At 38.7% G+C, this 16,076-nt stretch carries 15 protein-coding genes and 2 pseudogenes; 5 read left to right on the forward strand and 12 right to left on the reverse strand.

Annotated features, from left to right (window positions below):
• Positions 1-7: 7 nt before the first annotated feature.
• From FTU13_RS12095 to crp, 8 genes are all read right to left on the reverse strand, one after another.
• Positions 8-475 carry a hypothetical protein gene (locus FTU13_RS12095; protein ID WP_180127171.1) on the reverse strand — a complete coding sequence of 156 codons (468 nt, stop codon included), beginning with the start codon at positions 473-475 and terminating at the stop codon, positions 8-10.
• A gap of 188 nt (positions 476-663) precedes the next feature.
• A complete protein-coding gene (locus FTU13_RS12100) occupies positions 664-1,965 on the reverse strand; it encodes a DUF945 family protein (RefSeq protein WP_180127174.1) in 1,302 nt (433 codons plus the stop codon).
• Positions 1,966-2,093: 128 nt separating this feature from the next.
• Complete coding sequence (locus FTU13_RS12105) at positions 2,094-3,260, reverse strand: GNAT family N-acetyltransferase (RefSeq protein ID WP_180127176.1); 1,167 nt, start codon at positions 3,258-3,260, stop codon at positions 2,094-2,096.
• A gap of 1 nt (position 3,261) precedes the next feature.
• Positions 3,262-4,812, reverse strand: coding sequence for a GH3 auxin-responsive promoter family protein (locus FTU13_RS12110; protein WP_180127178.1), 1,551 nt, complete (start codon positions 4,810-4,812; stop codon positions 3,262-3,264).
• Positions 4,812-5,648, reverse strand: a complete 837-nt coding sequence (locus FTU13_RS12115; RefSeq protein ID WP_306441826.1) for a hypothetical protein — start codon at positions 5,646-5,648, stop codon at positions 4,812-4,814. The genes FTU13_RS12110 and FTU13_RS12115 overlap by 1 nt, the downstream gene beginning before the upstream one ends.
• Positions 5,649-5,873: 225 nt before the next feature.
• Positions 5,874-8,453, reverse strand: a complete 2,580-nt coding sequence (gene clpB, locus FTU13_RS12120; protein ID WP_180023472.1) for an ATP-dependent chaperone ClpB — start codon at positions 8,451-8,453, stop codon at positions 5,874-5,876.
• Positions 8,454-8,800: 347 nt separating this feature from the next.
• Positions 8,801-9,850: an NADP(H)-dependent aldo-keto reductase gene (locus tag FTU13_RS12125; protein ID WP_180127180.1), complete on the reverse strand. Its 1,050-nt coding sequence runs from the start codon at positions 9,848-9,850 to the stop codon at positions 8,801-8,803.
• A gap of 203 nt (positions 9,851-10,053) precedes the next feature.
• Positions 10,054-10,764 carry a cAMP-activated global transcriptional regulator CRP gene (gene crp, locus FTU13_RS12130; protein ID WP_078191819.1) on the reverse strand — a complete coding sequence of 237 codons (711 nt, stop codon included), beginning with the start codon at positions 10,762-10,764 and terminating at the stop codon, positions 10,054-10,056.
• Between the two features lie 148 nt (positions 10,765-10,912).
• Between crp and FTU13_RS12135 the strand changes: the two genes are divergently transcribed.
• The 4 genes and pseudogenes from FTU13_RS12135 to FTU13_RS12150 all read left to right on the forward strand — a co-directional run bounded on the left by FTU13_RS12135 (position 10,913) and on the right by FTU13_RS12150 (position 13,796).
• On the forward strand, positions 10,913-11,341 hold the full coding sequence (locus tag FTU13_RS12135) for an OsmC family protein (RefSeq protein ID WP_078191820.1): 429 nt from the start codon (positions 10,913-10,915) through the stop codon (positions 11,339-11,341).
• 404 nt (positions 11,342-11,745) lie between these two features.
• Positions 11,746-12,492: pseudogene (locus FTU13_RS12140) on the forward strand (IS5 family transposase).
• A 289-nt stretch (positions 12,493-12,781) separates the two neighbouring features.
• Positions 12,782-13,006 (forward strand): hypothetical protein, encoded by a 225-nt coding sequence (locus FTU13_RS12145; protein WP_180127182.1) that lies wholly within the window; start codon positions 12,782-12,784, stop codon positions 13,004-13,006.
• Complete coding sequence (locus FTU13_RS12150) at positions 12,999-13,796, forward strand: hypothetical protein (protein WP_180127184.1); 798 nt, start codon at positions 12,999-13,001, stop codon at positions 13,794-13,796. The genes FTU13_RS12145 and FTU13_RS12150 overlap by 8 nt, the downstream gene beginning before the upstream one ends.
• Positions 13,797-13,936: 140 nt before the next feature.
• Here the strand turns inward: FTU13_RS12150 and FTU13_RS12155 are convergent, their stop codons facing one another.
• From FTU13_RS12155 to FTU13_RS12165, 3 genes are read right to left on the reverse strand one after another with little or no spacing between them, the layout of a single operon-like run.
• Entirely contained in the window at positions 13,937-14,308 is a 372-nt protein-coding gene (locus FTU13_RS12155; RefSeq protein WP_373684829.1) for a hypothetical protein, read from the reverse strand.
• Positions 14,308-14,814, reverse strand: a complete 507-nt coding sequence (locus FTU13_RS12160) for a lysozyme (protein ID WP_180127186.1) — start codon at positions 14,812-14,814, stop codon at positions 14,308-14,310. The genes FTU13_RS12155 and FTU13_RS12160 overlap by 1 nt, the downstream gene beginning before the upstream one ends.
• Positions 14,798-15,055, reverse strand: a complete 258-nt coding sequence (locus tag FTU13_RS12165) for a holin (protein WP_180026358.1) — start codon at positions 15,053-15,055, stop codon at positions 14,798-14,800. Before FTU13_RS12165 ends, FTU13_RS12160 begins: the two co-directional genes overlap by 17 nt.
• A 348-nt stretch (positions 15,056-15,403) precedes the next feature.
• Here FTU13_RS12165 and FTU13_RS12170 point away from each other — a divergent pair, with 348 nt between their 5' ends.
• Complete coding sequence (locus FTU13_RS12170; RefSeq protein ID WP_180161113.1) at positions 15,404-15,967, forward strand: acyltransferase family protein; 564 nt, start codon at positions 15,404-15,406, stop codon at positions 15,965-15,967.
• 1 nt (position 15,968) lies between these two features.
• Here the strand turns inward: FTU13_RS12170 and FTU13_RS12175 are convergent.
• Positions 15,969-16,076 (reverse strand): annotated as a pseudogene (locus FTU13_RS12175) (IS5/IS1182 family transposase); the annotation flags it as partial.

Here is a 16,076-nt window from a genome sequence, read left to right on the forward strand (position 1 = left end):
AAGCACGTCAGTGCTTCATTTCAACCACGACTCCATCTGGATACGTTACTCGAATATTTTCATGTCGCTCTTGCAGCACAATACGGTTAATCGGTGCGACTTCTGGAGATTGTATTAACCCGACCTGATCCGCTGCCCTTTTCTTTTGAAGCAAATAATCACTCATGGTTGAGCCTTCGAGCTGGGTCTCTTGAATGATCTTATTATTACGATTAGATTTATGATTTGAATTTTTCTGCTGCTCTTCTTTGGGTTTAGCTGCTTCACTCTCAATAATATCTAAGGTTTCTTCACTAAACTGTTTTTTACCTTGCGTTTCATTCGACAAGCGTTGATCTGAAATTGAAGTACCCGCAAAAGCTATAGACTGAACAGCGATTAAAAAAATGCTAATAACAAAACTATGTTTTACCCAAGAACATTTAGGCATGGATGAATGAACAAGTTTCCGTCTAAAAAAATAATCGTGTGACATGGTGTCTTTCCTATTGTTGTTTTCATTGGCTAGTTGCCCATTGACGCTAGCAACTTTTCAACTGTTCAACAATGGCTAGGCCGCTGTGTTCCGATAAACTGAAAATCATAATTCTGTAGCCAAAAATACAAAACCGCCAATCTATGACGGTTTTATATTTTCAAACTATACGACTAACGACTTGTTGCTTATTTCTTTTGTATAGCCTGACCAAAAAGCTTTTGACCGAACTTATATTGCATACTCATGACCATGTTATTACCATCGCGCTTGCCTTGCCCTGATGTTTCAAAGCCTGCAAACATGGCTTCGGCTTCCTGTCCTGACAAACTTTTGCCCTGTAATTGCAAAAAGTTATTCATGATTGCAGTCATCATATTTTTATCAAAACTTAAGTCTGCTTGAAAATCCAGTAAGCTCGGCACCATTTTAATAAAAGACTCCATTGAAGCATGGTGACCCGGCATGACTTTCCCCACGACATTTGCAGAAGCTTTACCTCCACCAATGCTGATCGAGTTATCTTTAGACTCAAAATCAAAACCTTGGCTTGCGATAGCTAAGAAAGCTTGAGTCATTTCTTCACTTGATTCACCCACTGCATCACATGAATTTTCCACCTGATGCAAAAGTTCACTAAATGCACGGACTTTATCCAGATTGACTTTATGCAATGCCAAATTTAGTGCGAAATCTTTGGTGACCGGTGAACCAGGGAAATCCATCTCATCAGCTTTTAAATAGCCTTCAAAGTCCACATCATGTTTATTTAGTTCGGTCTCCCAACGCAGTTGCATACCACGCATGCCGCCTGAGAACTTTTGATCTAAACGTTTGATAGAACCCGCTTGGATTTCAACAAAACCATTTTCAAGATTTTCCTGATTTAGACCTTGATTGGTCTTCATCGAAAAATTTTGCACCATGGTTTGCATTGGACCTTCACTCAACCGAACCACAGGTAAATGGATTGAAAGCTCAGATACCTTAGTGGCTTGCCCCGGTAGACTACTGATCCGAATTTGCAATTGGCTGGCATCAGCTTGTACCGTTGCACCTTGTGCAGTCGTTTTAAATGCAGGAATCTGTAGATCTGTTTTACTTTGACCAATCCAATTGACCAATGTTTTTGCCGTTAAGTCCGTACCAAAAAGCTTGGCATATTCAGACGTACTTTGTTGTTGAACAATCTTAAAATTCGAGTTGATGTTATAGCCTTTCAACCCACGTTGAATCTGATCGGTACCCTTCAATACGATCACTTCTTTGGGTTTACACGGGTCTGTTTTCAGAGTTAATACCCAATCGACTGTTCCGCCCATCAAGCCCATTTGATAATTGCTGTACTTCACATCAACATCTTGCACAGCTGCTGACCAATTATTCTGTGTATAAAATTGGGCAAGAGATTTATCTGCATATAAATTCCCTCCCACCACAGCTGCTGAAAGCACCGCTAAACTGCCAATTCCCCACATCAATTTTGACATGCCTTTCTCATTCTGATTATTCTTTGCGCAGTATACTGAAGAACTCAGTTACATAAGTACACAATTAAAATGATATTAAATGATTGATTTGACAGTTTTAATTGATTTTTTGATGGCTATCACTTCAACTATATACGCCCAGCTTCAAAATAACTTATACGTTTACGATCAAATGCGGCATATGGATTGCCTTTAAAACTATGAAAATAGTGCTTGGCTTTTAACACGTGAGAGGTGGTATTTTTCATCCATCCTATACGCGGGTCCTTCTCTGCCAAAGTGATGCAATAGGTTTCTTTGCCACGTCGCTTGGTCTGTTGCTTGGCATGAAAAATCAAACTTGCAAATACTTCTAGATGTTCAGGATGACATAGTGGACTATGCAGCATTAAATAATCGAAAGTTCCCTGAATTTTTGGCAGTGATAATACACCACGCACACTCGCATAGGCATTATAAAAAGGCTTCATCAACTTTAATGGACGTGAATAGTCGATCACACGAGTTTGTTTGAAACTCTTTTGATTCCATAATCCGTAGAGTCCAACCAACAGATTATGCTGATCATAAATCAAATAAAAATCGTCCAGATTTAAGCCTGCCCAAAATGGATTTTGACCATCAACCAACGCATTAAAATCATAGCTAGGTAAAAAATTATAATGGTCTTTCATTTTTAAAATGAAATCATTCGCTTCATCTACACGTTCAGCAGTCAGCATTTTAAATTGATATTGATTGAAAGTTTTTGGTCTCATTGCCTGTGAAACAGTAAAGGTTCGAATTTCATCATAAAAAAATGGCAACGGAAAACCTGATCTTTCATGATGTAAAATACTAGCTGCGACAATATTGGCGTTTAAAACTACACTTTCAAAAATCGTATCTTGGGGGATTTCATCATGGACATAGTCCATTAATAATCGCATGACTTTGGCACCACGATACGCCGGATTCATTCTTAAATCGGCAACATAACGCATTAGGTCAGGCTGACCATTGATATAACAATAACGCCATCCCAAATTCATCATCGCAATCACAATAGATGGATCATCCACAGGGACAACCACTTTTAAATCTGGTCGATTATACTGTGCATGGCTAGCAGCCAAATAACTCGGGTGACGTTCATAAGATAAGGTAATGCCATTACTTGGCACAGTCTCAGCACTAATTTTCATTAGTTGCTCATCATCTTCAACAGTCGCATTTCGAACCGCAAACTTAGTCTCATTCTTTGAATGATATAGCGCCGTTTCATCGAACGATGCATCTAACACATCGATATCCATCTCAATACTCAATTATTTTTGTTTTCATTTTCTTAAGCGGCTCAGGCTTAATATTCCCTTCAATCATGCCATTATTCATGGCTAGTGTTTTGTAGTAGTCCCAAGCATCTTGTACATGTACCACTTCAGGTTCATCCAACTGCCCTAGATCTCGTGCCAATTCATAATGAAAATTATGTTTAAGCAAACGGTCTAGTGCTTGAGCGGATGGTTGTTTATCTACATTGCCTTCACTGAGTAAAATATAGTGCGGTTTTTTAACCGAACATTGTTCGATACCCAAGATACTAATCGGCAAATAATCCGCTTGTTTAAACTCTGCAAGCACTTTAACTGCAGCATTGTGGTCGAGCTTTTCTCCGACCAGATCAACCGTCATTTTGCGACCTAAAAATTTGAAACATGGCACTTGCTGATAAAAGTTGGTGACTTCTAATTCATCATCAATCACATAACGAATTAATCCTGAACCTGTCGTGATCACAGGACTAACGATATCGCCTATTTTCAGTTGCCAAGATGGCACCACTTTTTGGCTGTCTTGCAAAATAAATTCATAAAAATGTGACTGATAACTTAAGGCAAAACGCTCTGCAAATGGAATCGTCACTACGCCTTCAGTTGCCCATAAACCTTTACCTTCAAATGCCACACCTGCAATTCGTTGCTGGAGTTGTACTGCCCACTGCTCTGCGCTCGCTGTATCCCAACTCGAAACCAGACTGAGTTTAGGCCACAGTTTTTTCCACGCCGTTGCTTGGGTCAAATCCAAGTCTTGTAAGCGATAGCATTGTTGGCAAGATTTAGGAACTTGCAGAAAACTCAAACCCTCACGTTGCCATTGTCCAGTTTTCAAGACCTGCACAATTTCAGCTTGATGTTCTTGAATGATATCCAACAATTGCAAAGCAAATGTAGGACTCCATACCGAAATCATGCCTAAATGCTTATCTGCAACGAGATACACCGCAGTTGCAAACATGGCATCTTCGGCTGAATTCGCCATCGCAATTTCAGTCGGTACCGATTGGGTAATTTTACTCAACACTCGCTTCGACAGATTAAGCAGCGCACTGTCATCATTCAAATTACTATTTTCTAAAAGCTTTCGCTGGCTTTCAGGCAACCATGAAACCGACCAATAATGCGTTGAATTTTTCAGTTGTGGATGAGTGCGATATAAATTAGTGAGCCATAACCCAATAGCTTCATCTAGCTCATCTAAAAAAGCCTGAGTATAGGGAATGAATTTAATTGCTTCACTCGACCCACTGGTGGGTTGAAAACGGACAATTTTTTCAGGCCCCAAACAATTTTTGCCACTTTGTCTGGATTGTTCAATTTGGCTTTTCCAATTGCTATAACGCGATAGCGGATATTTTTTGGCAAATTGCTCATAGCTTAAATTTTGTGAAATGTGCTGCTTTAAAAAATAGCTTAATTTTTTACGTTGCACATTTTCCAGCTGATTTGCCTGCTCTGTATAGCGTTGAAATGCTTTACGGCAGGCAATATTCAAAACTTGATGTGCAGTGGTGAGAAGCAATCCCATTAGGCCACCTTCGAGTCTGAACCTGTCGCAATATGCAATGTACGTGACTTATAACGTAACTTGCTGTCATGTTTACTCACACTGGTGGTCTTGGTTAAGAATCGATTTACATAACGGTATAAATCGCTCCAACGTAATTCACCAATGCACGGTAGTTCAGTTCCATCGACCCACGTTGGGTTCTTGTCTTCAAAGAAAGCAATCTTGGTATTGTTTTCGCGCATCTCATGGGTGATTGGCGCAACATCTGCTTTGAGTGGCTGGTAGTCTTCGCCAAAATTCAGCAGACCTGTTTCATGGTTATAGTATTCTGAGAAATATTCTTTACAGTACGATTCGACAAAGTCTTTGAGATGGGCATTTTTCTCACCATAATGTGGATAGTAGCTGTAGTAGTTATTGGCTAAGAGCAGATAAGTTTTAAAGCCTTTAGAGATTAAAATCCAATATACAGGGGTTCTTGGATGACGAAATTTAAAACTAATAATATAACGGAACATTGCTCGAGTTAATGCACGATTCCCCCAATACTCTTTCTCAATAATGGTATCACCACTGAAAAAAGCATGTCGGGCTTTACCATCAACAATAAAGTCACGCTCCATAACCGTCGAGAATCCGACAATTTGATTATTTTTCGGTTCAATAATGAAAAAAACACCGGTTTTTTCTAAGAAGTCGCGTTCAAAAATTTCATAACGGGTATTGGCATAATATTTTTGGTAAATACCATACATGCGTTTGAGTTCTTGAACAGTGATATCATCTGTACGTTTATATAAACTATAAGGTTCTTTTTTGATCTGCCTAAGCAGTTTAAATTCCATCATAATCATAATTTCCTGTTGCCATTCATTCATAATGAACGAGCGATATTGTTTTTGTTTTACAGAACACAGTCATCTCGTTGGATGTGTGCGGACGTCATCTTAGTGGGTGAAAATGATGAAATGCAATGAACTTTACGTATTTAAACGAAAATTACGACAAGCGTAAAATTAAAAAACCCGGCCTAAACCGGGTTTCTGTTTTTACAACTGGATGTAGCAGATTTGTGCTTTTTAGTTGAGTTTTAACTTTTCAAAAGTTAGGTGATCTCCTTCCGCTTGAACGACAATCGTATCGCCCGGTTGGAAAGCACCTGATAAGATTTTCTGTGCCAATGTATTTTCAACTTGTTGTTGGATAGCACGTTTCAGAGGACGTGCGCCATACACAGGGTCAAAACCAGCATCGATAAGCAATTCAAAGGCACTATCTTCAACCGCCAAACTCATGTCTTTGTCAGCCAAACGTGAACGTAAGCGATCCAACTGAATATCCGCAATGCCACGAATTTGCGCTTTTTGTAAAGAGTGGAAAACTACCAACTCATCAATACGGTTCACAAATTCAGGTCGGAAATGTTCAGATACCGCAGCCATAACCACAGCGCGAACTTCGTCTTTCGACGGGTTTTCACCTAATTCACGAACATCGGTTGAACCTAAGTTCGAGGTCATCACGATCACGGTGTTTTTGAAATCAATCACACGGCCTTGTGAGTCTGTTAATCGACCATCATCCAACACTTGAAGTAAGATGTTAAAGACATCTGGATGTGCTTTTTCAACCTCATCAAACAACACCACACTATAAGGTTTACGACGTACAGCCTCAGTTAATACACCGCCTTCTTCATAACCTACATAGCCCGGAGGTGCACCCACTAAACGGCTCACCGAATGCTTTTCCATAAACTCTGACATGTCGATACGAATAATCGCATCATCACTGTCAAATAAGAAATTGCCTAAAGCTTTGGTTAACTCAGTTTTACCTACACCTGTAGGCCCAAGGAATAAGAATGAACCACTTGGGCGGTTTGGATCGGATAATCCTGCACGAGAACGACGCACCGCATTCGACACTGCTACGACAGCTTCATCTTGACCAACTACACGGTTATGTAAGAACTCCTCCATGTGTAAGAGTTTTTCACGTTCACCTTGCAGCATTTTCGCAACAGGAATACCTGTAGCCGCACTTACCACTTCAGCGATTTCATTTTCAGTGACTTTGGTACGAATCAGTTTCGGTTCCTCATTCACCTCGGCAACTTCTTCTTCATTCAAGCGTTTTTGCAACTCAGGAATAACACCATATTGCAAACGGCTAGCTTCTGCTAAATCACCTTCACGTTGTGCTTTTTCAAAGGCAGTACGTGCTTTATCTAGCTCGATTTGAGCCTGATTCGTGCCGTCAACCAAACGTTTTTCCGCAATCCACACTTCCTCCAAATCACTATATTCTTTTTGAACTTCAGCAATTTGTTTCTCTAGGTGCTCAACTTCAGCTTTAGAGACTGAATCTGCATCTTTTTTCACTGCTTCTAACTGCATTTTCAATTGAATTAGGCGACGATCTAAACGGTCTAATGGCTCAGGTTTTGAGTCAATTTCCATTTTGATACGTGATGCAGCTTCATCAATCAAATCAATGGCTTTGTCTGGCAACTGACGGTCTGTTATGTAACGATGCGACATTTTTGCCGCAGCAATGATCGCAGAGTCTAAAATTTGCACACCATGATGGGTTGCATATTTGTCTTTTAGACCACGTAAAATCGCAATGGTGTCTTCCACACTCGGTTCATCAACGATCACTTTTTGGAAACGACGTTCTAGAGCCGCATCTTTTTCGATATATTGACGATATTCATCAAGTGTTGTCGCACCTACACAGCGTAGCTCACCACGCGCTAATGCAGGTTTAAGCATGTTACCAGCATCCATTGCACCATCGCCTTTTCCTGCGCCAACAAGCGTATGCAATTCGTCAATAAAAAGAATGATCTCGCCATCATATTTGGCTAAATCTTTTAGAACGGCTTTAAGACGCTCTTCGAATTCACCACGGTATTTTGCACCTGCAAGCAATGAACCAAGGTCAAGCGAAAGTACACGTTTACCTTTCAGACTTTCAGGGACTTCGCCATTGACAATACGCTGTGCCAAACCTTCTACAATCGCAGTTTTACCCACACCCGGCTCACCAATCAGTACAGGGTTGTTTTTGCTACGACGTGATAATACCTGAATGGTACGGCGAATCTCTTCATCACGACCAATAACTGGATCTAACTTGCCTTCTAATGCACGTGCATTGAGGTCTAAGGTATATTTGTTGAGTGAATCACGTTGATCTTCGTGGTTATTACTCATGACTTGTTCACCGCCTCGTATTTGTTCAATTGCATTGCGTAATTTATCTGTCGTTACGCCTACACTATTTAATAAGGTTTTGGTTTTACCCGTTTCAGCTAAACCGAGAATCACCCAATCTGTAGAAAGAAACTCATCTCCAGCTTTTTGCGCAAAACTATCGGCTAAATTTAGCGCTTTGACTGCTTCAGGATTTAGGTTGATGTCCCCTGTCGGCGTAGCAATGGTGGCGGTATCCTGTAGGGCTTGCTGAAGCTTGGTTTTTAACTCAGGAAGATTAGCACCTGCCTGTTGTAACAAGTTTTGGTTCGACGGCTCTTCAAGCAATGTCGAAAGAATATGGATTCCTTCAATGGCTGTATGGTCTTTCCCCATTGCTAAAGATTGGGCATCGGATAATGCTTGCTGCAAACGGTTTGTGAATTTTTCGAATCGCATTCTTGTTATTCCTCACAACAAATTCTGTACTTGAAGCATATATGGGAGTCATATTTAAAATTTCAAATACATTTTTTAAATATTTTTCAATGAGTTAATTTTAAGATATAGATAAATCTCAATTATAATATTGGTATAAATAGAATAGTTTTCAAGTCATTTATTGAAGAATTTAGTACTTTATTATGTTGTTTAAATGCATATGTTTTTTTAAACAATTTTCTTGTCAACTCAACTGACTTTCTGACAATAAAATTCAATGATTTTCCACTAGCTTAAATCACGTAAATGTCAAAAAAGCCCACATTTACATGCAGGCTTTTACATAATCCACTGAAAAGTTCAGCTTAAGGTGCAGGATTTGGCTGTTGGCGATGAATATCTTCAATCCCTTTTAAAATGTCTTCTGATAAATTCACCTCAAAAGCATCAATATTTTCTTTCAACTGATCTAGATTTGTCGCACCAATAATTGTACTGGTGACAAAAAATTGCTGCTTAATAAATGCTAGTGCTAACTGTGTCAACGTTAAACCATGCTGTTCAGCCAATTGTGCATATTGTTCTGTTGCCCATTCACTCTCCGCATTTGAATAGCGGCTGAAGCGTGAAAATAGTGTCACTCGAGCATTGGCAGGACGTGCACCATGACGGAATTTACCTGTTAGATAACCAAATGCTAAAGGTGAATATGCCAATAAGCCCACGCCTTCGTAGTGTGCAATTTCAGATAAACCGATTTCATAAGTACGGTTCAATAAACTATATGGATTTTGCACACTGACAATTTTTTCTAAACCATGCTTTTCTGCAAGTTGTAGGAATTTTAAAGTTCCCCATGGCGTTTCATTAGATAGTCCAATTGAGCGAATTCGGCCTTTTTTCACTTCATGACTTAAAGCAACCAATGTTTCTTCTAAATTGGTAATAGTTTGCGTACTGTTCGCTTCGGCATTGCCATAACCCAATTTACCAAAAAAGTTAGTTGGACGTTGCGGCCAATGCAACTGGTATAAGTCAAGATAATCTGTTTGTAAGCGCAGAAGAGATTGATCTAGTGCAGACTCAATTTCCGAAGCAATAAATTTAGTTTGCCCGTCACGAATATGACTACCGCCTTGTGACGGTCCTGCAATTTTTGAAGCTAAGATTATTTTATCGCGTCCACCGCGAGCTGCAATCCAGTTACCAATAATAGTTTCAGTTGAACCTTGGGTTTCAGGTTTCGGTGGGACAGGATACATTTCTGCAGTATCCCAAAAGTTAAGACCACGCTCTAAAGCATAATCCAGTTGCGCAAAAGCTTCTGCTTGGGTGTTTTGTTCACCAAACGTCATGGTGCCTAAACAAATTTCTGGAACTAAAATGCCAGTATGTGCCAATGGTTTAAATTGCATGCCGCAAATTCCCTCTTTATTTTAAATATCAATATATAAGTCACGAAGTAGCTTACCTAAGATATCGGCTTTGTTTAAATCATAATTTTCTGTTTATTTGTCAAAAAATGTGAGAAAGGTTGCTTCCGCTATAATAGTGAGAAATGAATGGACATAAAAAAAGCAAACCCCTGAGTTTGCTTTTTTTAGATTCGGAAGACTGATTATTCTTCGTCGTCGAAATCGTCAGAAGCCAATTGGCTTTTCTCTTCAAGCGATGCATCAAAAATTAGAATCGCTTTACCATCAGTTTCGATCATGCCTTGCTCTTCAAGTGTTTTTAGAACACGACCAACCATTTCACGGGAACAACCCACGATACGACCAATCTCTTGACGAGTAATACGAATCTGACGACCATTCGGCAAAATCATTGCCTCTGGTTGTGAAGATAAATCAATTAAGCAACGTGCAATTCGACCTGATACGTCAATAAACGCAAGGTCAGTTACTTTACGCGTCGTATTTTTAAGACGGCGTACAAGCTGTGCAAATACCGCATAACTTAAGTCTGGGTATTGTTTACTTAATTCATGAAAGTTTTCATAGGTAATCTCAGCAATTTCACATACATCTCGCGTACGCACTTCTGCAGTACGCTGTGCATTTGCTTCGAATAGACCCATTTCCCCAAAAAAGTCACCCGCATTTAAGTACGCAACCACAATTTCACGCTCATCATCTTCGCGTAAAATGATAGATACTGAACCCTTAAGAATTAAATACAAAGATTTAGATTCTGAGCCCGCATCAATGATTGTTGTACGTTTTGGGTAACGATTAATATATGCACGTTTTAATAATGCCTTCACCGACTCAGGTAACTGCCCCGGAGATAGCGCATCTGTGCTAAGTTGTGAAAAGTTTGAAGTCATGCTAACAGTTTCCGAATATGGATAATTTATAGATCGCACAAGACCTAAAGTGAACTTGTCACACGTAAGAGTTGAAATTCCTTATCAACTCAATTTATGTTAGTGTACAGGTACTGCGTAAATTTATAGCTTTTTTTAGGGACTTGCAATGCAAACTAGTGTTCATTGGCTAGAGAATGTTGCTTTTGAAGCAAAAACTCAAAGTGGTCACACTGTTATGATGGATGGATCACAAGAATATGGCGGTGAAAACCGTGGTCCGCGCCCAATGGAACTGATTTTAACAGGACTTGGTGGTTGTGCATCTTTCGATATTGTGACGATTTTAAAGAAAGCACGCCAAGACATTACTGATGTTCGTTGTGAATTAAATGCAGAACGTGCCGACACTATTCCTGCTGTATTCACTAAAATTCATTTGCACTTTGTAGTCACTGGTCATGGCGTGAAGGAAAAGCAAGTTGCAAAAGCGGTTGAACTTTCTGCTGAAAAATACTGTTCTGCTAGTAAAATGCTGATGGATGGTGGTGTAGAAATTACCCATGACTTCGAAATTTTAGAAACTGAAGATGCATAATTTATTTGTTCAATTAAGAGCCGCATAGAATGCGGCTTTTTTGTTTCAAATAATCCGCTATAGCATACATTGTATGAAGCACTACTATATAGTCATAAATGCAGAAATATGAGCCAAAGAAGTTTGGCTTAATCACTTAATCAACCAATATCCAAATTGATGTATTTGCACATAGATGCATTTACACCCAATTCCATCTCATGATGATTTTACGACTCAGTCCATATGAGTCTATAAAAGAAAATTAAGTTTGGTAACGACTCATGATGAACACCTTTCATATAAGCAGATTTGATTTAACTATATTCTTGATAACACTTTAATTAGGGTGTGTTGACACTTTTAGCTTAAAAAAATAGCGAAGTAGTAAAATCAAATCGCCAAACCCAATTTTACTATTCGCTATGCCTCGTACCATGCTGACAGATCAACACTGGCAAAAGTTGAAAGTTATTCTGCGTAATTTATCCATTCACCACAACTCAAATTTACGCAATTTTATTGAAGCTATTCTCTTTAGAATTAGAACAGGCTGTCCGTGGCGAGATATTCCTTCTTGTTTTGGTCATTCAAACTCTATTTTCAAGCGTTTTAATCGTTGGTCAAGCAGTGGTAAGTTACTTAGATTATTTAAATTACTAGCCTCATGCCCCGATATGGAGTGGATTTCTATTGATGGCTCTCATGTACGTGCTCATCAACATTCTGCCGGCATAGCGAATCAATCTATTTCTAAAAGTGTAGGAGGAAACTCCTCAAAAATACATTTGATTGTTGATGCACATGGCAATCCTATTGATTTCATGATTACTGATGGAACCACACATGATGTTAAAGTTGCACCTGATTTAATATCAACATTAGATTTAAAAGAGACATAAGTCGTATGCGCAGATAAAGGCTATGATTCAGAACCACTGCGTGAACAGATCAGGAAAACAAGCACCAAAGCGAATATACCAAGGAAAACGAATAGCAAATCGAACAATGACCATATGGACTGGTATTTATATAAAATCAGGCATTTAGTTGAAAATATGTTTTGCAGATTAAAGGAATTTAGAGGAATAGCTACTCGATATGACAAGCTCAAAAGGAATTATCAAAGTTCTGTTGCTTTAGCCTGTATATTTTTATGGCTACCTTTATAGGGTTAATTATGAACAGTAAATGTCAACAGACCCTGATAATTTCAGATAAAAAAAGCAGAATCACTCTGATTCTGCTTTTTGAATTTGGTAGGTATAAGCAGACTCGAACTGCTGACCTCTACGATGTCAAAGCAATGTCACACATTTAAAACCAACAACTTATATTTAATTGGCGCCCATCATTCGCCTATCATTTTAGAGCTTATATGCATTATCAGCAACACCCGCTTGATGCTTTTCAAATAAGAGCACCATATACTCACATCATCTTAAGATACGGATGCTAACAATGATTGTCATGAAGAAAAACAAAAAGTATCTCTCTTATGTAAAACAAGAAGATGATTTGGGTTATTGGGAATTATCAGAAGTGAATTTTGTAGATCAATCGGGTTGGCATGGGACCAGTGATTACGAGAAAGCCAAGTATTTTATGAGTAAAAGAGATGCTGATATTTTCTTGGCGAAAAAGAAGGGTGAATTTTGGGAAGGTGTGGAGATAGTTAATGAGTGATCTTCAAACAAAAATTTTTAATGTTATTGCGATTACGGTGGCTGCGGTTTTTTTCTGCTTTGCCTCATCTTGGATATTGTTTGAATTTAAAGGCTCATCAAACTCACTAAAAGATACTTGGTCTATTGTTTCCTCTTTATTTGGTGGTGGAGCCACTCTTGTTGCTGCCTATATTGCATCTTTATTATTTAGCGATTGGAGAGATCCAGCTAACTACACAACGACAAAAGAACAAGCTTTAGAAGTAATGGGAGTTTTGTCTCAAGTAAAATATAAACTCAATACGATGCAAGATAATCTTAGAACATTAAATAAAATTAATGCTTTTTTAATATTTAATGAGGAGCTACTTGTTTATGAAAAAGAAGATATACATAGAAAGATCTATGAAGTAGTTAAAAATATTAGATTTATTGACAATAATTTGTTTAAAGAATTTGCACTAATACATCACCACTACATTCATTCCGAAACATTTTTTATCTTAATAATCAAGGAGTACAAGAAGTACTATAATTATTTTGATGAACCACAAATTTCTTTAAAAAGGGATATTGAGGTTTTTCCTCCTATTTCTTATTGCCGCTATGGGTTAGACCCAAATAATATAAGCATTGCCAACTCATTAAAAAGGGTTCTTGATAGATCTGTAGGTTTTAGCATTGAAAGTAATAACTCTTGTGAAGAAGTTTTCACGTTTAAAGATCTGCCAACAATGATTATCGAAACCATAGAAAAAATTGATAAATTCGAAGAGAAATTGATCGAAAAATTAAAAGCAACCAATTAGATCAAAGCCCTCATTTGAGGGCTTTTACAATTGCACCATGACGTGCCTTGCAGTCATTATATTTAGCAACCGTATCTACAGACCAAAGCATTAAGGATTTACCCTGCCCCGACTCAAGTTGTTGCAGATCTGCACAAGGCTCAAGGAGGTTTGCTGGCACCACTGGCGATAAGTGAGTTGAGTTGCTGCACGCCGTCGTCATCAAAGCAGTCATTACGATACACAGGCCGCTCAATGATTTTTTGAACTTCACGTGTGACTGTTTCTGTTTTAATGCGTTGCTCGGATTTAAGTGTTTCATAGTCTGCACTTACTTGGTTGATTTGATTTTGTTTTTCAGCTAAAGCCTTAAGATGCTTCTGCTCAATTTCTTGGATCTTTGCATTACATTGCTCATCTGCCTTGCGCAGCTTCCCAGACAAGTGATTGGTATAAGCAATTTGCCCCACGTATAAAACAAAAAAGACCGCAATTGCGATCCATATTTTATATTTCCAAAGTAATAATGGCACTATTGTGCTCCTATGCATTTTTGATGACGTTCTAATTGTCGAGTCCAAACGCCATAGCAATTGTTTGACCGCACCGAGCAATCGCGCTTAGCTACATATTTCCATTTCAGCAATGAGTTACATGCTTGCTTATATTGTCCTGCTTTCAAATTGCGTAACATTGAAGATGAGCGCCAGTTAGCTGCACCGAAGTTGTATGAAAAATCGAGGTACACATCGTATTCAACTTGCGAAAGTTTCACGCCTTCAAGGGACTTTCGAAAAACAACCTCATCTTTAGGCACGTGCGCTTTTGCCCATTCTTGAGCGGTCTTGCGCGTGATTGGCGGATCAGTCATTTTGATTGGCTTACCATCTGGTTTGGTTGTAGACCCAATGCCCTGCGTTACAACCCCACCGCTATCTTTATAGGGTTTTGCTGAGTAACCTTCATACTTTTCTAAGCCCACAAAAAAAGCAGCCGAAGCTACTAATCCATACGTCCAATATTTAGTCTTGTTTGACATTGCATTCACCGTTTAATTTTCGCTTTGTAAGCTCGTGAATTTCTTTTTCGCGCTGATTTCGTTGCCATGAGAAATAAACATTAATGAGTAGGCCCAGCACAGCAACGCCTATACCTACCCACCCCATCCAATCAATGCCCATAAAAAAACCGGCAAAGCTTGCTGCTCCACCGGTCACTGTTGCTTTTGATCCCAAAGCTGCAGCTGATGTTTCTGCCACCGCTGCTGTCGTTTCGGACATGTTACCCCCTAATTTTTGGCAATAAAAAAGCACCTGGTTGGGTGCTTTTTGACTGAGAATTCTAACTATTCGAAATTGCTTGTGTAATACGTGCTGAATAATTCCAAAAATTGACTTCCATATACGCGTAGCGACACACATAGAAGTTAGACCGCCAATCGTGCATGCATTTTCTGCACCCGACCAACGTAGTGCCGCTGATTTTTGATTCATTCATTGACACGACCCTGATGATGATAAGGGATAGTGATCCAAGTCGTGGATTCAAAAATAGTTTCGATATTTATTAAGCATTTCAACTCTAATTCCTTTATGATTCGATCAATAATTTTTTCAATTAACTTGCGTATGTCTAAAATTAATTCTGCGGAAAGTATTCGAGGATTAGCCTGTTTGGCTGTAGTTTTCTCACATTTAGTGCTTACCTTCGCCCCACTACTCCACAATAATATCCAAACTGATTTACAAAAAATGAGTAATGTTGAAAGTGCCATATATCATTCCCCATTTAATTTTTGGTATTCCGGTTCTGCTGCTGTTTTTATCTTTTTTGTTTTAAGTGGATATATACTGTCTTATGCAATCTTGTCTAAAAGTGACATTAAAAAAAAATTAATTTCCATGTCATTAAAAAGATTTCCTAGACTTGCAATTCCCGCTCTTGTTTCATGTGTTTTGGCATGGATAGTGACATCATTCATTGATGTTAATATGTCTAATATCTCAAGATGGATGGCGACTTACGGTCAAGATCCATTTACATTTTTTGATGCCTTATATCAAGGTACGATTGGTGCCTTTATATTTGGATCTGTACCATTAAATGGTGTGTTGTGGACAATGCAAATCGAGCTATTCGGTTCATTTATTCTTTTTTTTCTACTCTACCTTTACAATAGATTTCTTTCATAAGTCATTTTTCACTCAGCTCCAAGTTATAAATTCCAGCAATTAGATTGAATCTTAATGCTAGTCTTTTGCCTCGATTGCGATATCGCTCAGCAAGAATTTTGAAGGTTTT

This window comes from Acinetobacter sp. YH12064 (assembly GCF_013419735.1).
Classification (GTDB): Bacteria; Pseudomonadota; Gammaproteobacteria; order Pseudomonadales; family Moraxellaceae; genus Acinetobacter; species Acinetobacter amyesii.